A 16,844-nucleotide genomic window follows, 5' to 3' on the forward strand; every position below is an offset into this window, starting at 1 on the left:
CATGAGCGAGCATTTCCCCAGCAACACCGGTAGCGCCATCGTCACCAACCTGGTGTCGATCATCGTCGCCAACCGCGAATACCTCAGCGAAGTGGACGGCGCCATCGGCGACGGCGACCACGGCATCAACATGGCCAAGGGGTTCTCACGTTGTGGCAAGACCCTCGAAGGCCGCGAGCTGTCTTTGGCCGAGGCACTGGACGAACTTACCCTGGCGCTGATGGAAGGCATCGGCGGCTCCATGGGCCCGCTCTACGGCAGCCTGTTCATCGGCATGGCCGACGAAGTGCGCGACCGCGACAGCATCGACGCGGCGACCTTCGCCAAGCTGCTGCGCGGTGGTCTCACGTCCTTGCAGGATATCAGCGACGCGGGTGTGGGCGACAAATGCCTGATGGACACGCTGATCCCGGCGGTCGAAGCCTTTGAACAGGCCCAGGCCAGCGGCGCGTCGTTCAGCGAGGCCTTGCGCCAGATGAAAAGCGCGGCCTCCCAGGGCCGTGATTCCACCCGCGACCTGGTGGCAAAAATCGGCCGCGCCAGCCGCCTTGGGGAACGTTCCCTCGGCGTACTGGATGCCGGCGCGGTGTCGTGCTGCCTGATCCTCACCGACCTCGCCGAATCGGTGGAGGCGCGGTTAGTTGCTTAGTTGGCAGCAGACTTCCTGTGGCGAGCGGGCTTGCCCCGCGTTGGGTGGCGAAGCCGCCCCAAAATTTGCCAATGAGTGCTAACTGGATAAATGCGGCGCCTGGATTGGGGCCGCTTCGCAGCCCAACGCGGGGCAAGCCCGCTCGCCACAGGAAGTGGGCTTGCCACTATAGCCCTGCCCACCACAAGGATGTGGTCGTCTTTAGCGACGCGTCGCATCATCCAGGGCAAGGATCGTGTAGGCGTTCGACACAGTCGTCGCCAGGGTGTTGATCACCCCGGAGCGCAACGCGCCGAGGGTGGCTGCCGCCTTGGTGTTCTCGCTGGCAATCGCCACCACATCGGGAATACGCACCAGCTCCTGCACCGTCAAGCCGATCACCCTGCCCTGCATGGCGTTGACCGCCGGCTGGCCGTGGATGTCGATGAAGTCGTAGCCCATCATGTCGCCCACCGTACCGGACACACGGGCCTGGGCGATTTCCTGGGGTGAAAACCAGCCCATGCGCACCATGTTGCTGTTCTCGCTCATGTCGCCGATGCCGATCAAGGCGATATCGGCGCGGCGCGCGCGGTCGAGGGTGGAGCGCACGGTGTCGTTGTTGATCAACACGCTGCGCAGTTCCGGATTGGCCACCAGGGCCGGGGCGTACAGGGTTTCGCTCTCGGCGCCAAAACGCAGGGCCAGGCGCCGGCAGATATGGTCGGGGTTCATGTATTCACCCGCCTTGAGCGAGCCGCCAATCGCACACACAAACGTGCAGTTGCGCGTCACCGGCAGGAACACATTCTCGGCCACCGCGCCGACGTTGCGGCCCATGCCGACGGCAATGATCATGCCGTCGCTGAGGGTCTTGTTCAGGTAGTTGGCGACCAGGCTGGCCACGGCCGAGCGCTGGGTGTCAGGGTCGCCATGGTCCACCGCGATCAACGCGCGGTCCAGCTGGAAACGCTCGACCAGCGCCTGCTCCAGCTCCGTGTTCAACGCCGGATGCTGCAACACCCGCACCTCTACCACCCCTTCATCCCGGGCGCGCTTGAGCAGCCGGCTGACCTTGACCCGCGACAGGTCGAAGCGCTTGGCGATGGCTTCCTGGGTGATGTTGTCGAGGTAATAAAGCATGGCCACTTCGGTCATCAGGTCGATGTCGCTGGCGGCACGCTGGGCACTGTCGGTCATGGGAGCTTCCATTTACGCCACAAAAAACCATTCTCCCTAGTCTGTACGGTGCAAGTCCAGCGGCGAATGGGCCAAGCCTGCAAAGTTTCTAATGGCTCTGCTGGTATTCCCGTGGCGTGCAGCCGAACTCGCGACGGAACACCGTGTGCAGGTACTGCGCGGACTTGAAGCCGCATTGCTGGGCGATATCGGCAATCGCCAGGTGATCGTCCTCCAGCCCCTTGGCGGCACTGGCGAGTTTGAAGCGCAGGATCTCGTCATGCACGCTGCACCCGCGCACCTTGCGAAAATGCGCCTCCAGGGACGAACGGGACACGCCAACATAGGCCGCCACCTGGGCAGTCTTGATGCCCTGGCAAGCGTATTGACGGATAAACAGCAGCGCCTGCATCACATAAGGATGACCCAAGGGTTGATGCAAGCTGGACGCCTGCACGTTGATCGCATCCGGCGGCACCAGCACCTGCGTACCCGCGCAGGGCTTGCCGTGCAACATCTGATGCAACAGCGCAGCGGCGGTGCGGCCCATGGTTTCGGTGCCCTGGATCACCGAACTCAATGGCACCCGCGTGAGGGTACGGGTCAGCGGGTCGTTGTCGATGCCGATCAGCGCGACTTCTTCCGGCACGGCGATGCCGGCAGTAAGACAGGCTTGCAGCAATTGCCGGGCGCGAGCGTCGGTGACGGCGATAATGCCGATGGGTTTGGGCAGGCTTTGCAACCAGGCAATCTGCTGCTCGACGGCGCTGTCCCACAGCGGGGCGCTGGTGCCGAGGCCGCGATAGATCTGCACGGGCAAGCCATCGCGTTGCAGTAAGCGCTTGAAGGCTTTTTCGCGCTCTTGGGCCCAGCGATTGGCCTGGGCTTCGGGCAGGCTGAAACAGGCAAACCGCGTCAGGCCGGCTTCGATCAAGTGTTCATAGGCCAGCTTGATCAAGGCGTAGTTGTCCGTGGCCACGTAGGGAATGCCTTTGGGATAGGCCCGCCCATCCTCGTAGGAACCGCCCACCGCCACCACCGGCACCTTGCTCCCGGCCAGCGCCTCGCCAATCAGCGGGTCGTCGAAGTCGGCAATGATGCCGTCGCCCTGCCAACGCTCGATGCCTTTGAGGCGGCACAGGAAGTCTTCTTCGAGGAACAAGTCCCAGGACGCGCGTGTGCTGCTCAGGTAATTGCCGATGCCGGCGATGATGCCGCGGTCGTAGATTTTGCTGCCGTTGAACAGCAAGGCAATGCGGTGCACGGGCGGTAGGGTTTTCATTGTTTTTATCCTGGGGCCGGTCGAAACAGACTAGCCCCTGCTACGCAAAATCGCACTCTCCCTTGATGATTTTCATAATCGGCAGGCCCAACGCCGTTGCTAGTATCGAGCCACCGCCCAGAACAATAAGGAAAACGCCATGCCGTACTTCCCCGGTGTCGAGAAGGTTCGCTTCGAAGGCCCCCACAGCGATGCTCCCCTCGCCTTTCGCCACTACGACGCCAACAAGCTCATCCTCGGCAAACCCATGCGCGAGCACCTGCGCATGGCCGCCTGTTATTGGCACACCTTCGTCTGGCCGGGGGCGGATATGTTTGGGGTGGGCACCTTCAAGCGGCCTTGGCAGCGCAGTGGCGACCCGATGGAACTGGCCATCGGCAAAGCGGATGCGGCCTTCGAGTTTTTCTCCAAGCTGGGCATCGACTACTACAGCTTTCACGACACGGACGTCGCCCCCGAAGGCAGCTCGCTCAAGGAGTACCGCCACCACTTCGCGCAGATGGTCGATCACCTGGAACGCCATCAGGAACAGACCGGAATCAAGCTGCTGTGGGGCACCGCCAACTGCTTCAGCAACCCACGCTTTGCCGCCGGCGCCGCCAGCAACCCGGACCCGGAGGTGTTTGCCTACGCTGCCGCCCAGGTGTTCAGCGCGATGAACGCCACCCTGCGGCTCAAGGGTTCCAACTATGTACTGTGGGGCGGCCGCGAAGGTTATGAGACCTTGCTCAACACCGACCTCAAGCGCGAGCGCGAACAGCTCGGGCGTTTCATGCGCATGGTGGTGGAGCACAAGCACAAGATCGGCTTCAAGGGCGACCTGCTGATCGAGCCCAAGCCCCAGGAACCAACCAAGCACCAATACGACTACGACAGCGCCACGGTGTTCGGTTTCCTGCATGAGTACGGCCTGGAACAGGAAATCAAGGTGAACATCGAGGCCAACCACGCGACCCTCGCCGGGCACAGCTTTCATCATGAGATTGCCACCGCCGTGTCCCTGGGGATCTTCGGCAGTATCGACGCCAACCGCGGCGACCCGCAGAACGGCTGGGACACCGACCAATTCCCTAACAGCGTCGAGGAAATGACGCTCGCCACTTATGAAATCCTCAAAGCTGGCGGGTTCAAGAATGGCGGCTATAACTTCGACTCCAAGGTGCGTCGCCAGAGCCTGGATGATGTGGACCTGTTCCACGGTCATGTGGCCGCCATGGATGTACTGGCCCTGGCACTGGAACGCGCGGCGGCGATGGTCGAGAACGACCGGCTGCAGCAATTCAAGGACCAGCGTTATGCCGGCTGGCAGCTGCCGTTGGGGCAGGCCGTGCTGGCGGGTGAGTTCAGCCTGGAATCACTGGCCGAGCACGCGTTTGTCCATGAGCTGAACCCGCAGGCGGTGAGTGGTCGGCAGGAGATGCTTGAGGGTGTTGTGAATCGCTTTATCTACCGGTGACCGTGTGGTCAGCGGACTGTTTTTCTGTGGCGAGCGGGCTTGCCCCGCGTTGGGCTGCGAAGCAGCCCCAAAACCAGGCACCTCAGAGTGTCAGGTAAAAACGCATCGCCTGCAGTGGGGCCGCTACGCGCCCCAGCGCGGGGCAAGCCCGCTCACCACAAACAAGCCTGCTCACCACATACAAACCCAAGCCGGGTTCACCACAAGTACAGTGTTTGTCTAGAGTCTTCCAACAACAATAAAAGGACGCACAACCATGAAACGTACACTCATTGCCACTGCCCTGGCCCTGCTCGCCCTGCCCGTCATGGCCGACTCAGCCCACCCGAAAATCGGCTTCTCCATCGACGACCTGCGCCTGGAACGCTGGTCCCGCGACCGCGACTACTTCGTTGCCGCCGCAGAAAAACTCGACGCCAAGGTCTTCGTGCAATCGGCCGATGCCAACGAGCAGAAGCAGATCTCGCAGATCGAAAACCTGATCTCCCGTGGCGTCGACGTGATCGTCATCGTGCCGTTCAATGCCACCGTATTGACCAACGCCGTCGCCGAAGCCAAGAAAGCCGGGATCAAGGTGGTGTCCTATGACCGGCTGATTCTGAACGCGGATATCGACGCCTACATCTCCTTCGATAACGAAAAAGTCGGTGAGATGCAGGCCAGCGGCGTGTTGCAAGCGGCGCCCAAGGGCAACTATTTCCTGCTCGGCGGCGCGCCCACCGACAACAATGCCAAGGTGCTTCGCGAAGGCCAGATGAAGGTGTTGCAACCGTCCATCGACAAAGGCGACATCAAGATCGTCGGTCAGCAGTGGGTCAAGGAATGGAACCCCACTGAAGCCCTGAGCATCGTCGAAAACGCCCTGACCCGGAACAACAACAAGATCGACGCCATCGTCGCCTCCAACGACGCCACTGCCGGCGGCGCGATCCAGGCCCTGGCCGCGCAGAAACTGGCGGGCAAGGTGCCGATTTCCGGGCAAGACGCCGACCTCGCCGCAATCAAACGTGTGATCGACGGCACGCAGACCATGACCGTGTACAAGCCGCTCAAGCTGATCGCCACCGAAGCCGCCAAGCTCTCGGTACAACTGGCGCGCAATGAGAAACCGACCTACAGCTCGCAATACGACAACGGCAGCAAAAAGGTCGACACCATCCTGCTCACCCCAACCCCATTGACCAAGGCCAACATCGACCTGTTGGAGAAGGACGGGTTCTATACCAAAGAGCAGATTGCCGGGCAGTGACCGCCATGGCCGACTACCTGCTGCAAATGAACGGCATCGTCAAACGCTTTGGCGGTGTCAACGCGCTGAACGGCATCGATATCCAGGTGCGGCCGGGGGAATGCGTGGGCCTGTGCGGCGAGAACGGCGCGGGCAAGTCCACCTTGATGAAGGTGCTGTCGGCGGTCTATCCGTACGGCACCTGGGAGGGCGAAATCCTCTGGGACGGGCAGCCACTCAAGGCCCATTCCATCAGCGAAACCGAGGCCGCCGGTATCGTGATCATCCACCAGGAACTGACCCTGGTGCCCGACCTGTCGGTGGCTGAAAACATCTTCATGGGCCACGAACTGACCTTGCCCGGCGGGCGCATGAACTACCCGGCCATGTTCCACCGCGCCGAAGCGCTGATGCGTGAACTCAAGGTGCCGGACATGAACGTGGCGCTGCCGGTATCGCAGTATGGCGGCGGCTACCAACAACTGGTGGAAATCGCCAAGGCCCTGAACAAGCAGGCACGGCTGTTGATTCTCGACGAGCCCTCCTCGGCCCTGACCCGCTCGGAAATCGAGGTGCTGCTGGACATCATCCGTGGCCTCAAGGCCAAGGGCGTGGCCTGCGTGTACATCTCCCACAAGCTCGATGAAGTGGCGGCAGTGTGCGACACCATCGCTGTGATCCGCGATGGCAAGCACATCGCGACCACCGCCATGGCCGACATGGACATTGCGAAGATCATCACCCAGATGGTCGGCCGCGAGATGAGCAACCTCTACCCCACCGAGCCCCATGCAGTGGGCGAGGTGATGTTCGAGGCGCGCAACGTCACCTGTTATGACGTCGACAACCCCAAGCGCAAGCGCGTGGACGATGTGTCGTTTGTGCTCAAGCGCGGGGAAATCCTCGGCATTGCCGGGCTGGTCGGCGCCGGGCGAACGGAACTGGTGTCGGCACTGTTTGGCGCCTACCCCGGTCGCTACAGCTGCGAAGTGTGGCTGGACGGCCAGGTGATCGACACGCGCACGCCGCTCAAGTCGATCCGCGCCGGGCTGTGCATGGTGCCCGAGGACCGCAAGCGCCAGGGCATCATCCCGGACCTCGGCGTGGGCCAGAACATCACCCTGGCGGTGCTCGACACCTATGCGCACCTGACCCGCATCGATGCCGAAGCCGAACTGGGCAGCATCGACCAGCAGATCGCGCGCATGCACCTCAAGACCGCCAGCCCGTTCCTGCCAATCACTAGCCTGTCCGGCGGCAACCAGCAAAAGGCAGTGCTGGCGAAAATGCTGATGGCCAAGCCCAAGGTGCTGATCCTCGACGAACCCACACGCGGCGTCGACGTGGGCGCCAAGTATGAGATCTACAAGCTGATGGGCGCGCTGGCGGCCGAAGGCGTGGCGATCATCATGGTCTCCTCGGAGCTGGCCGAAGTGCTCGGCGTGTCCGACCGCGTGCTGGTGATCGGCGACGGCCAGTTGCGCGGTGACTTTATCAACGAGGGGCTCACCCAGGAACAGGTGCTCGCCGCCGCGCTCAGCCAACACAACAATAATGATCGGAAGACCGCGTAGATGAATCAGGTCAAACACCTTTTCACCCGCTACAAAATGCTCGCCCTGGTCATCGCCGTGGCGGTGATCTGGGTGTTTTTCAGTTGGCAGACCGAGGGTGGGTTTCTCACGCCGCGCAACCTGTCCAACCTGCTGCGGCAGATGTCGATCACCGGGATCCTGGCGTGCGGCATGGTGCTGGTGATCATCAGCGGCGAGATCGACTTGTCGGTGGGGTCATTGCTCGGTTTGCTCGGCGGGTTGGCGGCGATCCTGGATGTGATTTATCACATACCATTGCTGGCCAACTTGAGTCTGGTGGCGCTGTGCGGGTTGATGATCGGGCTGGCCAACGGCTACATGACGGCCTATCTGCGCATCCCGTCATTCATTGTCGGCTTGGGTGGGATGCTGGCGTTTCGCGGGATTCTGCTGGGGATTACCGGCGGCACCACCATTGCGCCGGTGTCGCCATCGTTGGTGTATGTGGGCCAGGGGTATTTGCCGCATTCGGTGGGTATCGGGCTGGGCGTGCTGCTGTTTGCGCTGACGGTTTTTTTGACCTGGAAACAGCGGCGCAACCGCGCGTTGCATGGTTTGGCGGCGCATTCGTTGGTGCGTGATCTGGTGCGCGTGGCGGTCATCGGCGCCGTACTGGCCGGGTTCGTCACGACCCTCAACAGCTACGATGGAATTCCCGTCCCCGTCTTGCTGCTGCTGGTGTTATTGGGCGTGTTCAGCTACGTCACCAGCCAGACCGTATTTGGCCGTCGCGTGTACGCAGTGGGCAGCAATATGGAAGCCACGCGTCTGTCGGGCATCAATGTGCAGGCGGTGAAGTTGTGGATCTTCGGCATCATGGGCGTGATGTGTGCACTCGCCGGTTTGGTCAACACGGCTCGTCTGGCGGCCGGATCGCCGTCGGCGGGGAGCATGGGTGAGCTGGACGCCATCGCTGCGTGTTTTATTGGCGGCACATCAATGCGTGGTGGCTCGGGCACGGTGTATGGCGCGTTGCTCGGGGCGTTGGTGATCACCAGTCTGGACAATGGGATGTCGATGCTGGATGTGGACAGTTACTGGCAGATGATTGTGAAGGGCAGCATCCTGGTGCTGGCGGTGTGGGTGGATGTGAGTACGCGCACGGGCAGACGCTGACTGCCTCACTTGCCCAGCAACACCGCCCCGTCCCCGACCTGCCCCAACCGATCTCCCGGATTGCGTAGCGGGCAGTCATTCAGGGACAGGCACCCGCAGCCAATGCACCCGTCGAGTTGGTCGCGCAGTTGCGTGAGTCTGTTGATTCGCTCATTCAACATGTCTCGCCAACGCGTGGAAAGCCGCGTCCAGTCCTTGGCCGTCAGCGGTCGCCCCGACGGCAGTTCCTCCAGTGCAGCCTTGATGGTTGCCAATGGAATCCCCGCGCGCTGCGCCACCTTGATCACCGCAATGCGGCGCAGCACGTCACGGTGGTAGCGCCGCTGATTACCTGGGCTGCGTTGACCCTGAATCAAACCCTTGGCTTCGTAAAAATGCACAGTCGCCACGGTCACCCCGCTACGCCGCGCCAACTCGCCTACCCCGAGGGGGATGTGCACATCGATTTTCGGTTCCATCGGCGGCTTGACCTCATCTATACATGAGGTCTTATAAAGAGTGTCGGCCTGCCCTGGCAAGCCTTCATTCCTTTGACATGGAGTCTCCATGAACACAACGCAAACCTCTCCCTCCAACTGGGCCGCCTTGCTGTCCGGTGCAAATGGCGTACGGTCACTGGCCCTGGCAGGCGGCGTGGTGCTGCATGCGATCAACGTCTACATCGCCACCACGATTCTGCCGTCAGTGGTCAAGGATATCGGCGGCATCGACTACTACGCATGGAATACCACGCTGTTTGTCGCCGCCTCGATCCTCGGTTCAGCGTTGTCCGCGCGTTTGCTTGGCCGCCTGGGGCCGCGTGGTGCTTATCTGGTTGCCAGCCTGGTGTTCGCCGGCGGAGCCTTAGCGTGCGCGTTTGCGCCTTCCATGCCGGTGATGCTGGTCGGACGGCTGGTACAGGGCCTGGGCGGAGGGTTCCTGTTTGCGCTGTCCTACGCGATGATTCGTCTGGTATTCGACGAACCCTTGTGGCCACGCGCAATGGCGTTGGTCTCGGGGATGTGGGGCGTTGCGACGCTGGTCGGGCCAGCGGTGGGCGGCGTGTTTGCCGAACTGGGCATCTGGCGGGCGGCATTCTGGTCGTTGATTCCGGTGGCCGGGTTGTTCGCCGTGCTGGCCGCAACCGTACTGCCCAGGCGCAGCACAGAGAGCGTTGAACCCACACCGTTGCCGCTCACTCAGTTGTGGCTGCTGACGGCAGCGGTACTGGCGGTGTCGGCCGGAAGTGTCTCTTCCACCCTGCCCCTGAACCTGTTGGGGCTCGCAGCGGCAGCAATGTTCACGGCGCTGCTGATCTTCACAGAAAGCCGATCCCGCCATCGACTGCTGCCCGCTGGAGCCTTTCGACTCACCACCGCGCTTGGCGCGCTGTACGCCACGATGTCGTTGTTGGCGGTCGCTGTGACCAGTGGCGAAATCTTTGTACCGCTGTTTCTTCAAGTCCTGCACCACCAGTCACCGCTGGTGGCCGGTTATCTGGCAGCACTGATGGCGGCCGGCTGGACGCTGGGGTCAATCGCCAGCGCGGGAATGACAGGCGCGAATGTTCGTCGCGCGATCCTGGCCGGGCCGATCCTGGGTGTTGTCGGCATGCTGGCGCTGGCTCTTTTAATGCCTCGCGAAAGCAATGGCGGTGCGCAGACGCTTACGCCGATTTGCCTGGCCCTTACCCTGATCGGCCTGGGGGTGGGCCTGGCCTGGCCGCACTTGCTGACCCGGGTATTCCAGGTGGCCCCCGACGGTGAACAGGACCTGGCCTCTGCGTCGATTACCACGGTGCAACTGTTCGCCACCGCGTTTGGCGCAGCACTGGCGGGCATGGTAGCGAACATCGCGGGTCTGACTGAACCCGGCGGCATTGAAGGCACAGCAAGCGCTGCGGTGTGGTTGTTCGGGGTGTTTGCGCTGGCGCCGGTGATGGGTATTCTGATTGCCAGGCGGGTCGTTCAACCGATCGGTTAGCGGCCGCTGATTCTTGACAGCCGACTAAAAAATGTAACAGCTGCTACGGTCTTCATTCTCATAGCGCCACGACTGGATAATGCCTTCACCCGAGACGAGCACGGAGTATCGACAGTCGCGGATCCAGGTCACGAAGTAGCGCTGGCTGTCGCCCTCCTTCACAACCTGGTCATAGACCTTTTTCTTATTGACCGGGGACCAATAGGAATCGCCACAGCCGCGGCTGCAATCGTCATAGAGGTGGGCATCAAAGCGCGTGCCGACAAACGCATTCCTGACGCCCGTCCATGCCGAGTGAGACGGCGCACAGCCCGCCAGCAACGTGGCCAACAAGGCGATACCCATGATTGTTTTCAAAGCGTTCTCAACCGAGCATTTCCCTATTGATTGACTTGACTGTGTTCGCTCGCTGGGTGAGCGTGCCAAGTTCCTCTGAGTAGAGCAAGCGAAGTCAAGACGTGTGCCCGTTCCTGACGCCAATGTGGGAGCTGGCTTGCCTGCGATTTCGGTGTATCAGAACCCAAAAGGTTGACTGACACTCCGCTATCGCGGGCAAGCCCGCTCCCACAGTTGACCGCGTACTGGCTTGAGTTATTTGGAGACGGGCATGGCGAATTCGGCGCCTTGCTCGATGCTCTCCGACCAGCGCTGCATGATCGACTTCTGCTTGGTGTAGAAGCGCACGCCCTCGGTGCCATACGCGTGCATGTCGCCAAACAGGCTCTTCTTCCAGCCACCGAAGCCATGCCAGGCCATCGGCACCGGGATTGGCACGTTGATGCCGACCATGCCCACCTCAATCCGCCGCGCAAATTCACGGGCGATGTTGCCGTCACGGGTGAAGCAGCTGACGCCGTTGCCGAACTCGTGATCGTTGACCAACTTGATCGCCTCGGCAAAGTCATTCACACGCACGCAGGCCAGCACCGGACCGAAGATTTCTTCGCGGTAGATGCTCATTTCTTGGGTCACATGGTCGAACAGCGTCGCGCCCAGCCAGAAGCCATTTTCCAGGCCTGCTTCAGTAGGCACGTAGTCACGCCCATCCAGCAGCAATTGGGCACCGGCCTGTACGCCTTGCTCGATGTAGCCGCTGATACGCTCCAACGCTGCGCGAGACACAATCGGGCCCATCTCGGCTTTCAAATCACGGCCGTCGGTGATGCGCAGTTGCTTGGCGCGTTCAGTCAGGGCGGCGATGACTTTATCGCCCACATCGCCTACCAGCACGGCGACGGAAATCGCCATGCAGCGCTCGCCAGCACTGCCGTAGGCGGCGCCCATCAGGGCGTCGACGGTTTTTTCGATATCGGCGTCGGGCATCACCACCATGTGGTTTTTTGCGCCACCCAGGCCTTGCACGCGTTTACCGTTGCGGGCGCCGGTTTCGTAGATGTATTGGGCAATCGGCGTGGAGCCGACAAAGCTCACGGCCTTGACGTCCGGGTGTTCGATCAGCGCATCCACCGACTCCTTGTCGCCCTGCACCACGTTGAACACGCCTTTGGGCAGGCCGGCTTCACGCAGCAGTTCGGCCATGAACAGCGAGGCGCTTGGGTCGGTCGGGCTTGGCTTGAGGATGAAGGTGTTGCCCGCCGCGATGGCGATCGGGTACATCCACATCGGCACCATCACCGGGAAGTTGAACGGCGTGACACCGGCCACAACCCCCAATGGCTGGCGCATCGTCCAGTTGTCCATGCCACGGGAAACCTGGTCGGAATGCTCACCCTTGAGCAGGTTGGGAATGCCACAGGCGAACTCGAGAATGTCGATGCCCCGGTCGACTTCGCCCTGGGCGTCGGTGAAGACCTTGCCGTGCTCAGCGACAATGATGCGCGCCAGGTCGTCCTTGCGTTCACGCAGCAGGTGCAGGTATTCGAACAGCACGCGGGCGCGGCGGATCGGCGGGGTATCGGCCCAACCGGCAAACGCGGCTTGGGCGGCGGCAACGGCTTCGGACACGGTCTGGCGGCTGGCCAGGGCGACGCGGCCGGTCTTTTCGCCGGTGGCGGGGTTGAAGACGTCCTGATAGCGATCATCGCGGGACACGCGTTGGTCGTTGATGTAATGCTCGATTGTCGTTGTCATGGCAGTAGATCCCAGGTGGGTAGCGTTGGGGATCACGATAGGCTTTCGCTTTGTTCCAAACCAGAGCAGAATCCAGAACTTATTGTCCACATACGCGAACAATCTACTCATGGAAAAGGCTGAAATCGAAGGGCTTTGGACTCACATCCACTGGCTGTCAGTGCTGGAAGAACAAGGCACCTACACCGCCGCCGCCGCACGCCTGGGCGTGAGCAAGTCCGCCGTGAGCCAGCGTATTTCCGACCTGGAAAAGGCCACCGGCACGCGGCTGGTAACGCGCACCACGCGCAGTGTGCGGCTGACCGATGCGGGGCTGTCGTTGACCCGCGAAGTGCGCAGTGCTTATGAACAGATAGCCCGCAGCTTTTCGTCGGTGCGCGACTCGGTCGGGGAGATTCGCGGGCTGGTGCGGCTGACGGCACCTGTGGCGTTTGCCCGTCAGCAACTGGTGCCGCATCTGTCTGAGTTCTTGCAGCAGTACCCGCAGGTGCGTATCCAACTGGACGTATCGGACGCCCTGAGTTCACTGGCCGCCGAAGGCTACGACCTGGCCGTGCGCCACGGTTTCCAAGTGCCGGAAACCCATGTGGCCTGGAAGCTGTGTGACACCGGCTCGGTACTGGTCGCCACCCAGGATTACCTGCAACGCCACGGCGAGCCGAGCGAACCTGGCGACTTGTCCGCGCACAACTGCCTGTTCTACCCGCGCGGCACCGACCAGCCCGCCTGGACATTCGAGCGCGGCACAAAAAACGTCGAACGCCTCACCGTGCCCATTGCCGGCAGCTTCGCCACTAACAACAGCGAAGCCCTGCGCGATTCGGCGCTCAATCATCTGGGCATCGCTCTGCTTCCGGACTTCAGCGCCCACGCCGCGCTATCCAATGGCACGTTGGTGCAGGTGCTTAAGGGCTGGACGCTCAAAGGCGCGTTTGCCGATGAGATCTACCTGATCCGGCCGTATTCGCCGCATGTGCCGAAGGCGGTGAGTGCGTTGGTCAGTTATTTGAAGGGCAAACTGTCCGGTGGGTTTCGATACACGGCCCATTAATGGCCCGACCAAATTAGCACTAAGTGGATCTTTTTGAGGAACCAATTGGGCCGTAGCATTCTCTTGCGGCCACAACACTCCAGGCCGTGGCAGCGTCATCTCAAGGGCTCCCCTTAGGGAGTGTTGATCATCATGAACTGGAACATCGTCCCCTCCACCGCCTTTCAAACCACCGCTGCGGTGATGTCCGCCATTGCCTTGCTCGGCTGCCAACCGCCCACGCGGGCTGACTTCATCAAATACCCTTCGTTGCAGCAACGCTGGTCGATGATCTGCGATCCGCGCAGCAACATTGCCGAGGCAAACGTGGAAGGCTGCGAGAATTTCCATGCGTGGCAAACAGCAAGCCAAGGGCCGGTACTGGGTAATCTGATGAATCAGAACCTGGGCAAGTGAGACGCCAGCTTTTTTCTCGCGGGATATTGCTCAGCAGAACTAAAAGTCCATAATGGACAAATTAGTTTATATGCGGAGACACCGATGTCCAGCACACCTCATGTGATCCATCAGGCCCAAGCCCGCGAGCTGCTCGGTCAAATTGATGTACCGCTGATCCTGCGCAAACTGTTTCGTGACCTGGCGACCGGGCAAGCGGTGCAGCCGGCGCAGCAGTTGGTGGAGTTCCCGCAGGCGGCGGGTGACTTTATCAACTATCTGGGCGTGCTGGCCGAGGATGGGGTGTACGGGGTCAAGACTTCGCCCTACATCGTGCGTGAACAAGGCCCGCTGGTGACGGCCTGGACCTTGCTGATGTCGATGCAGACCGGCCAACCATTGCTGTTGTGCGATGCAGGTGAACTGACTACGGCGCGTACTGCGGCAACGACTGCACTGGCGGTGGATGCATTGGCGCCTTTGGCAGCGCGACGATTGGCGATCATCGGCAGTGGCAAGGTGGCCCAGGCGCACCTGCAGTATGTGAAAGGTTTCAGGGATTGGCAGAGCATCAACGTGTATTCGCCCAGCCTGGCCAATGCATCCGCCGAGGTCATCGCGCAGCTCAAGGACCTGGACCCACGTGTGGTCATCGCCAACAGTTGCGAGGCGGCAGTGGAAGGCGCCGACGTGATCCTACTGTGCACGTCGTCGGCCGGGCCGGTGCTCGACCCGACGCACTTGAGCAAACCGGCGCTGATCACCTCGATCAGCACCAACGCCCCGCGCGCCCATGAAGTGCCGCCACACAGCCTCAACACGATGCAGGTATTCTGCGACTATCGCCGCACCACCCCTGGCGCGGCCGGCGAAATGCTGATCGCCGCCGAACAACACGCTTGGGACCCACGCACCGTAGTCGGTGACCTACCCGAATTGCTCAGCGAACAGGTACAGCGCCCGACCTACGACCGCCACGTGTTCTTCCGCTCCATCGGCCTGGGCCTGGAAGACATCGCCCTGGCCAATGCCCTCTGGAGACAGTTATGAGCCACGCAGACTTCATCATCATCGGCGGCGGCATTGCCGGCGCGTCCACGGGTTTCTGGTTATCGCAGCACGGCAGGGTGTTGGTGCTGGAGCGCGAAAGCCACCCGGCCTATCACTCCACCGGGCGTTCAGCGGCGCTGTATACCGCCGCCTATGGCACCCCGCAGGTGCGGGCGCTGACCCTGGCCAGCCGTGAGTTTTTCGACCATCCGCCCAGCGGTTTCTGCGAACACCCACTGCTGACGCCACGTGGCGAACTGACGGTGGATTTCATCGGCGATGCGGCCGAGTTGAACGCTCAATACCTGAGCGCCAAGGCCACTGTGGCGCAGGTGCAATTGCTCAGCGCCGACCAAGCCTGTGGGAAGTTGCCGATCTTGCGCCGCGAAAAAGTCCACGGTGCGCTGTATGACCCCACCGCCAGCGACATCGACACCGACGCCCTGCATCAGGGCTACCTGCGTGGCATCCGTCGCAACGGCGGCGAAGTGCGCACCGACAGTCATGTGCTCGGCTTGAGCCGCGATGCTGACGGTATCTGGCACGTGCAAACCCAGGATTCAACCTGCACCGCGCCCGTCATCATCAACGCCGCCGGCGCCTGGGCCGACCACATCGGCGGGCTCGCCGGCGCCGCGTCCATCGGCTTGCAGCCCAAGCGGCGCTCGGCGTTCATCTTCGCCGGCCCCGAAAGCGTCGACAGCCACCACTGGCCAATGCTGGTGGCGCTGGACGAATCTTTCTACATGAAACCCGACGCCGGCATGTTCCTCGGCTCACCGGCCAACGCCGACCCGGTCGAGCCCCAGGATATCCAGCCCGAAGAACTGGACATCGCCATGGGCATCTACCAGATCGAAGAAGCCACCACCCTGACCATCCGCCGCCCGACCCGCACCTGGGCCGGCCTGCGCAGTTTTGTGCACGACGGTGATTTGCTCTCGGGGTTTGACCCGATGATACCGGGCCTGTTTTGGGTCGCGGCACAAGGCGGCTATGGCATCCAGACCTCACCGGCCATGGGCCAGGCCAGCGCAGCCCTGGTACGCGGTGCGCCGCTGCCGGAGGCACTGACGCGGTTCGGCCTCGACGCTGGTATGCTCTCCCCTGCCCGCCTGGAGCCCCATTGATGAACACCGCTGAACAAGACAAGGTCATGCAGAACTTCCGCGCGATGGCCGACGCCATCGCCACGCTGTTCTTCCCCCACGCCGAAGCGGTGCTGCACGACCTGCGCTCGCAAAAAGTCGATTACATCGCCAACAACCTGTCCAAGCGCAGCATCGGCGATGACTCGGCGCTGGAGGACATGCTCGACGCTGACGTCAGCGAAGTGAACATCGGCCCGTACGAAAAGCTCAACTGGGACGGCCAGAAAATCCGCAGCCTGAGCACCGTGCTGCACGACCACAAAGGTCGTCGCCTGGCGGTGCTGTGCATCAACCTGAATATTTCATTGTTCGAAAACGCCAAGGCGGCGCTGGACCTGTTCCTGTCTCCGAGCAAACTGATCCCGCAACCGGACTCGCTGTTTCGCGATGACTGGCAGGAGCGCATCAATACCTTCCTGCATGCGTGGATGCGCGAGCGCCAGTTGAGCCTGAACCTGCTGACCCGTGACCACAAGCGCGAGCTGGTGCTGGCGCTGCACGCCGAAGGGGCGTTCAAGGGCAAGAGCGCGTCGAACTATGTGGCCAATGTGCTGGGCATGGGGCGGGCGACGGTCTACAAGCATTTGAAAGAACTGAAGGGCTGAGCAACCCCATGTGGGACCTGGCTTGTGTGGGAGCTGGCTTGCCTGCGATGCAGGCACCTCGGTGTATCAGGCCGA

The 16,844-nt window shown here is 61.8% G+C and carries 16 protein-coding genes; 11 read left to right on the plus strand and 5 right to left on the minus strand.

The annotated features are described in order from the left end of the window. Position 1 precedes the first annotated feature (1 nt). Entirely contained in the window at positions 2-649 is a 648-nt protein-coding gene (gene dhaL / locus ACP7BX_RS23070) for a dihydroxyacetone kinase subunit DhaL (protein WP_177074329.1), read from the plus strand. Positions 650-850: 201 nt separating this feature from the next. Here dhaL and ACP7BX_RS23075 read toward each other — a convergent pair whose 3' ends face one another. Together ACP7BX_RS23075 and ACP7BX_RS23080 are read right to left on the minus strand one after the other, a co-directional pair. Further along, positions 851-1,828, minus strand: coding sequence for a sugar-binding transcriptional regulator (locus tag ACP7BX_RS23075; protein WP_033903113.1), 978 nt, complete (start codon positions 1,826-1,828; stop codon positions 851-853). A gap of 88 nt (positions 1,829-1,916) precedes the next feature. Next, positions 1,917-3,089 (minus strand): XylR family transcriptional regulator, encoded by a 1,173-nt coding sequence (locus tag ACP7BX_RS23080; protein WP_177114803.1) that lies wholly within the window; start codon positions 3,087-3,089, stop codon positions 1,917-1,919. A 139-nt stretch (positions 3,090-3,228) separates the two neighbouring features. Here ACP7BX_RS23080 and xylA point away from each other — a divergent pair, with 139 nt between their 5' ends. The 4 genes from xylA (at position 3,229) to ACP7BX_RS23100 (ending at position 8,484) form a co-directional block, all read left to right on the plus strand. Next, a complete protein-coding gene (gene xylA, locus ACP7BX_RS23085; RefSeq protein WP_426127682.1) occupies positions 3,229-4,545 on the plus strand; it encodes a xylose isomerase in 1,317 nt (438 codons plus the stop codon). Between the two features lie 256 nt (positions 4,546-4,801). Beyond that, positions 4,802-5,794 carry a D-xylose ABC transporter substrate-binding protein gene (gene xylF, locus ACP7BX_RS23090; RefSeq protein ID WP_269133646.1) on the plus strand — a complete coding sequence of 331 codons (993 nt, stop codon included), beginning with the start codon at positions 4,802-4,804 and terminating at the stop codon, positions 5,792-5,794. 5 nt (positions 5,795-5,799) lie between these two features. Then, positions 5,800-7,347, plus strand: coding sequence for a D-xylose ABC transporter ATP-binding protein (gene xylG / locus ACP7BX_RS23095; RefSeq protein ID WP_314527817.1), 1,548 nt, complete (start codon positions 5,800-5,802; stop codon positions 7,345-7,347). Beyond that, positions 7,348-8,484: a sugar ABC transporter permease gene (locus ACP7BX_RS23100; RefSeq protein ID WP_426127679.1), complete on the plus strand. Its 1,137-nt coding sequence runs from the start codon at positions 7,348-7,350 to the stop codon at positions 8,482-8,484. It begins immediately after the preceding gene. A 5-nt stretch (positions 8,485-8,489) separates the two neighbouring features. Here the strand turns inward: ACP7BX_RS23100 and soxR are convergent, their stop codons facing one another. Beyond that, the gene (gene soxR / locus ACP7BX_RS23105; RefSeq protein WP_426127678.1) at positions 8,490-8,942 is read right to left on the minus strand and encodes a redox-sensitive transcriptional activator SoxR; all 453 of its coding nucleotides are present in this window, start codon (positions 8,940-8,942) and stop codon (positions 8,490-8,492) included. Positions 8,943-9,030: 88 nt separating this feature from the next. On the opposite strand from soxR, the gene ACP7BX_RS23110 reads away from it, so the two are divergent. Further along, complete coding sequence (locus ACP7BX_RS23110) at positions 9,031-10,446, plus strand: MFS transporter (protein WP_426127676.1); 1,416 nt, start codon at positions 9,031-9,033, stop codon at positions 10,444-10,446. Between the two features lie 24 nt (positions 10,447-10,470). On the opposite strand, the gene ACP7BX_RS23115 is transcribed toward ACP7BX_RS23110, so the two are convergent. Both ACP7BX_RS23115 and ACP7BX_RS23120 read right to left on the minus strand, forming a co-directional pair. Continuing rightward, a complete protein-coding gene (locus ACP7BX_RS23115; protein ID WP_051422265.1) occupies positions 10,471-10,791 on the minus strand; it encodes a hypothetical protein in 321 nt (106 codons plus the stop codon). Positions 10,792-11,037: 246 nt separating this feature from the next. Beyond that, positions 11,038-12,537 carry a CoA-acylating methylmalonate-semialdehyde dehydrogenase gene (locus ACP7BX_RS23120; RefSeq protein WP_038844213.1) on the minus strand — a complete coding sequence of 500 codons (1,500 nt, stop codon included), beginning with the start codon at positions 12,535-12,537 and terminating at the stop codon, positions 11,038-11,040. Positions 12,538-12,646: 109 nt separating this feature from the next. Between ACP7BX_RS23120 and ACP7BX_RS23125 the strand changes: the two genes are divergently transcribed. From ACP7BX_RS23125 to ACP7BX_RS23145, 5 genes are all read left to right on the plus strand, one after another. After that, positions 12,647-13,588: a LysR family transcriptional regulator gene (locus tag ACP7BX_RS23125; protein WP_426127673.1), complete on the plus strand. Its 942-nt coding sequence runs from the start codon at positions 12,647-12,649 to the stop codon at positions 13,586-13,588. Between the two features lie 132 nt (positions 13,589-13,720). Beyond that, positions 13,721-13,984, plus strand: a complete 264-nt coding sequence (locus ACP7BX_RS23130; RefSeq protein ID WP_218174485.1) for a hypothetical protein — start codon at positions 13,721-13,723, stop codon at positions 13,982-13,984. An 84-nt stretch (positions 13,985-14,068) separates the two neighbouring features. After that, the gene (locus ACP7BX_RS23135) at positions 14,069-15,013 is read left to right on the plus strand and encodes an ornithine cyclodeaminase family protein (RefSeq protein WP_314527799.1); all 945 of its coding nucleotides are present in this window, start codon (positions 14,069-14,071) and stop codon (positions 15,011-15,013) included. Continuing rightward, positions 15,010-16,143, plus strand: coding sequence for an NAD(P)/FAD-dependent oxidoreductase (locus ACP7BX_RS23140; protein WP_426127670.1), 1,134 nt, complete (start codon positions 15,010-15,012; stop codon positions 16,141-16,143). Before ACP7BX_RS23135 ends, ACP7BX_RS23140 begins: the two co-directional genes overlap by 4 nt. Continuing rightward, entirely contained in the window at positions 16,143-16,769 is a 627-nt protein-coding gene (locus ACP7BX_RS23145; RefSeq protein WP_016978348.1) for a helix-turn-helix transcriptional regulator, read from the plus strand. Before ACP7BX_RS23140 ends, ACP7BX_RS23145 begins: the two co-directional genes overlap by 1 nt. The last annotated feature ends 75 nt before the right edge of the window (positions 16,770-16,844 follow it).

The organism is Pseudomonas sp. DWP3-1-3b3, assembly GCF_049896305.1.
Lineage (GTDB): Bacteria > Pseudomonadota > Gammaproteobacteria > Pseudomonadales > Pseudomonadaceae > Aquipseudomonas > Aquipseudomonas azotoformans_A.

Excerpts from the sequence above, each read along its gene's own strand:
- ACP7BX_RS23080 (WP_177114803.1), bottom strand. The coding sequence starts at position 3,089 with ATGAAAACCCTACCGCCCGTGCACCGCATTGCCTTGCTGTTCAACGGC.
- xylF (WP_269133646.1), top strand. The coding sequence starts at position 4,802 with ATGAAACGTACACTCATTGCCACTGCCCTGGCCCTGCTCGCCCTGCCC.
- ACP7BX_RS23115 (WP_051422265.1), bottom strand. The coding sequence starts at position 10,791 with ATGGGTATCGCCTTGTTGGCCACGTTGCTGGCGGGCTGTGCGCCGTCT.
- soxR (WP_426127678.1), bottom strand. The coding sequence starts at position 8,942 with ATGGAACCGAAAATCGATGTGCACATCCCCCTCGGGGTAGGCGAGTTG.
- ACP7BX_RS23110 (WP_426127676.1), top strand. The coding sequence starts at position 9,031 with ATGAACACAACGCAAACCTCTCCCTCCAACTGGGCCGCCTTGCTGTCC.
- ACP7BX_RS23135 (WP_314527799.1), top strand. The coding sequence starts at position 14,069 with ATGTCCAGCACACCTCATGTGATCCATCAGGCCCAAGCCCGCGAGCTG.
- dhaL (WP_177074329.1), top strand. The coding sequence starts at position 2 with ATGAGCGAGCATTTCCCCAGCAACACCGGTAGCGCCATCGTCACCAAC.
- ACP7BX_RS23100 (WP_426127679.1), top strand. The coding sequence starts at position 7,348 with ATGAATCAGGTCAAACACCTTTTCACCCGCTACAAAATGCTCGCCCTG.
- ACP7BX_RS23075 (WP_033903113.1), bottom strand. The coding sequence starts at position 1,828 with ATGACCGACAGTGCCCAGCGTGCCGCCAGCGACATCGACCTGATGACC.
- ACP7BX_RS23145 (WP_016978348.1), top strand. The coding sequence starts at position 16,143 with ATGAACACCGCTGAACAAGACAAGGTCATGCAGAACTTCCGCGCGATG.
- xylA (WP_426127682.1), top strand. The coding sequence starts at position 3,229 with ATGCCGTACTTCCCCGGTGTCGAGAAGGTTCGCTTCGAAGGCCCCCAC.
- ACP7BX_RS23120 (WP_038844213.1), bottom strand. The coding sequence starts at position 12,537 with ATGACAACGACAATCGAGCATTACATCAACGACCAACGCGTGTCCCGC.
- ACP7BX_RS23140 (WP_426127670.1), top strand. The coding sequence starts at position 15,010 with ATGAGCCACGCAGACTTCATCATCATCGGCGGCGGCATTGCCGGCGCG.
- ACP7BX_RS23130 (WP_218174485.1), top strand. The coding sequence starts at position 13,721 with ATGAACTGGAACATCGTCCCCTCCACCGCCTTTCAAACCACCGCTGCG.
- xylG (WP_314527817.1), top strand. The coding sequence starts at position 5,800 with ATGGCCGACTACCTGCTGCAAATGAACGGCATCGTCAAACGCTTTGGC.
- ACP7BX_RS23125 (WP_426127673.1), top strand. The coding sequence starts at position 12,647 with ATGGAAAAGGCTGAAATCGAAGGGCTTTGGACTCACATCCACTGGCTG.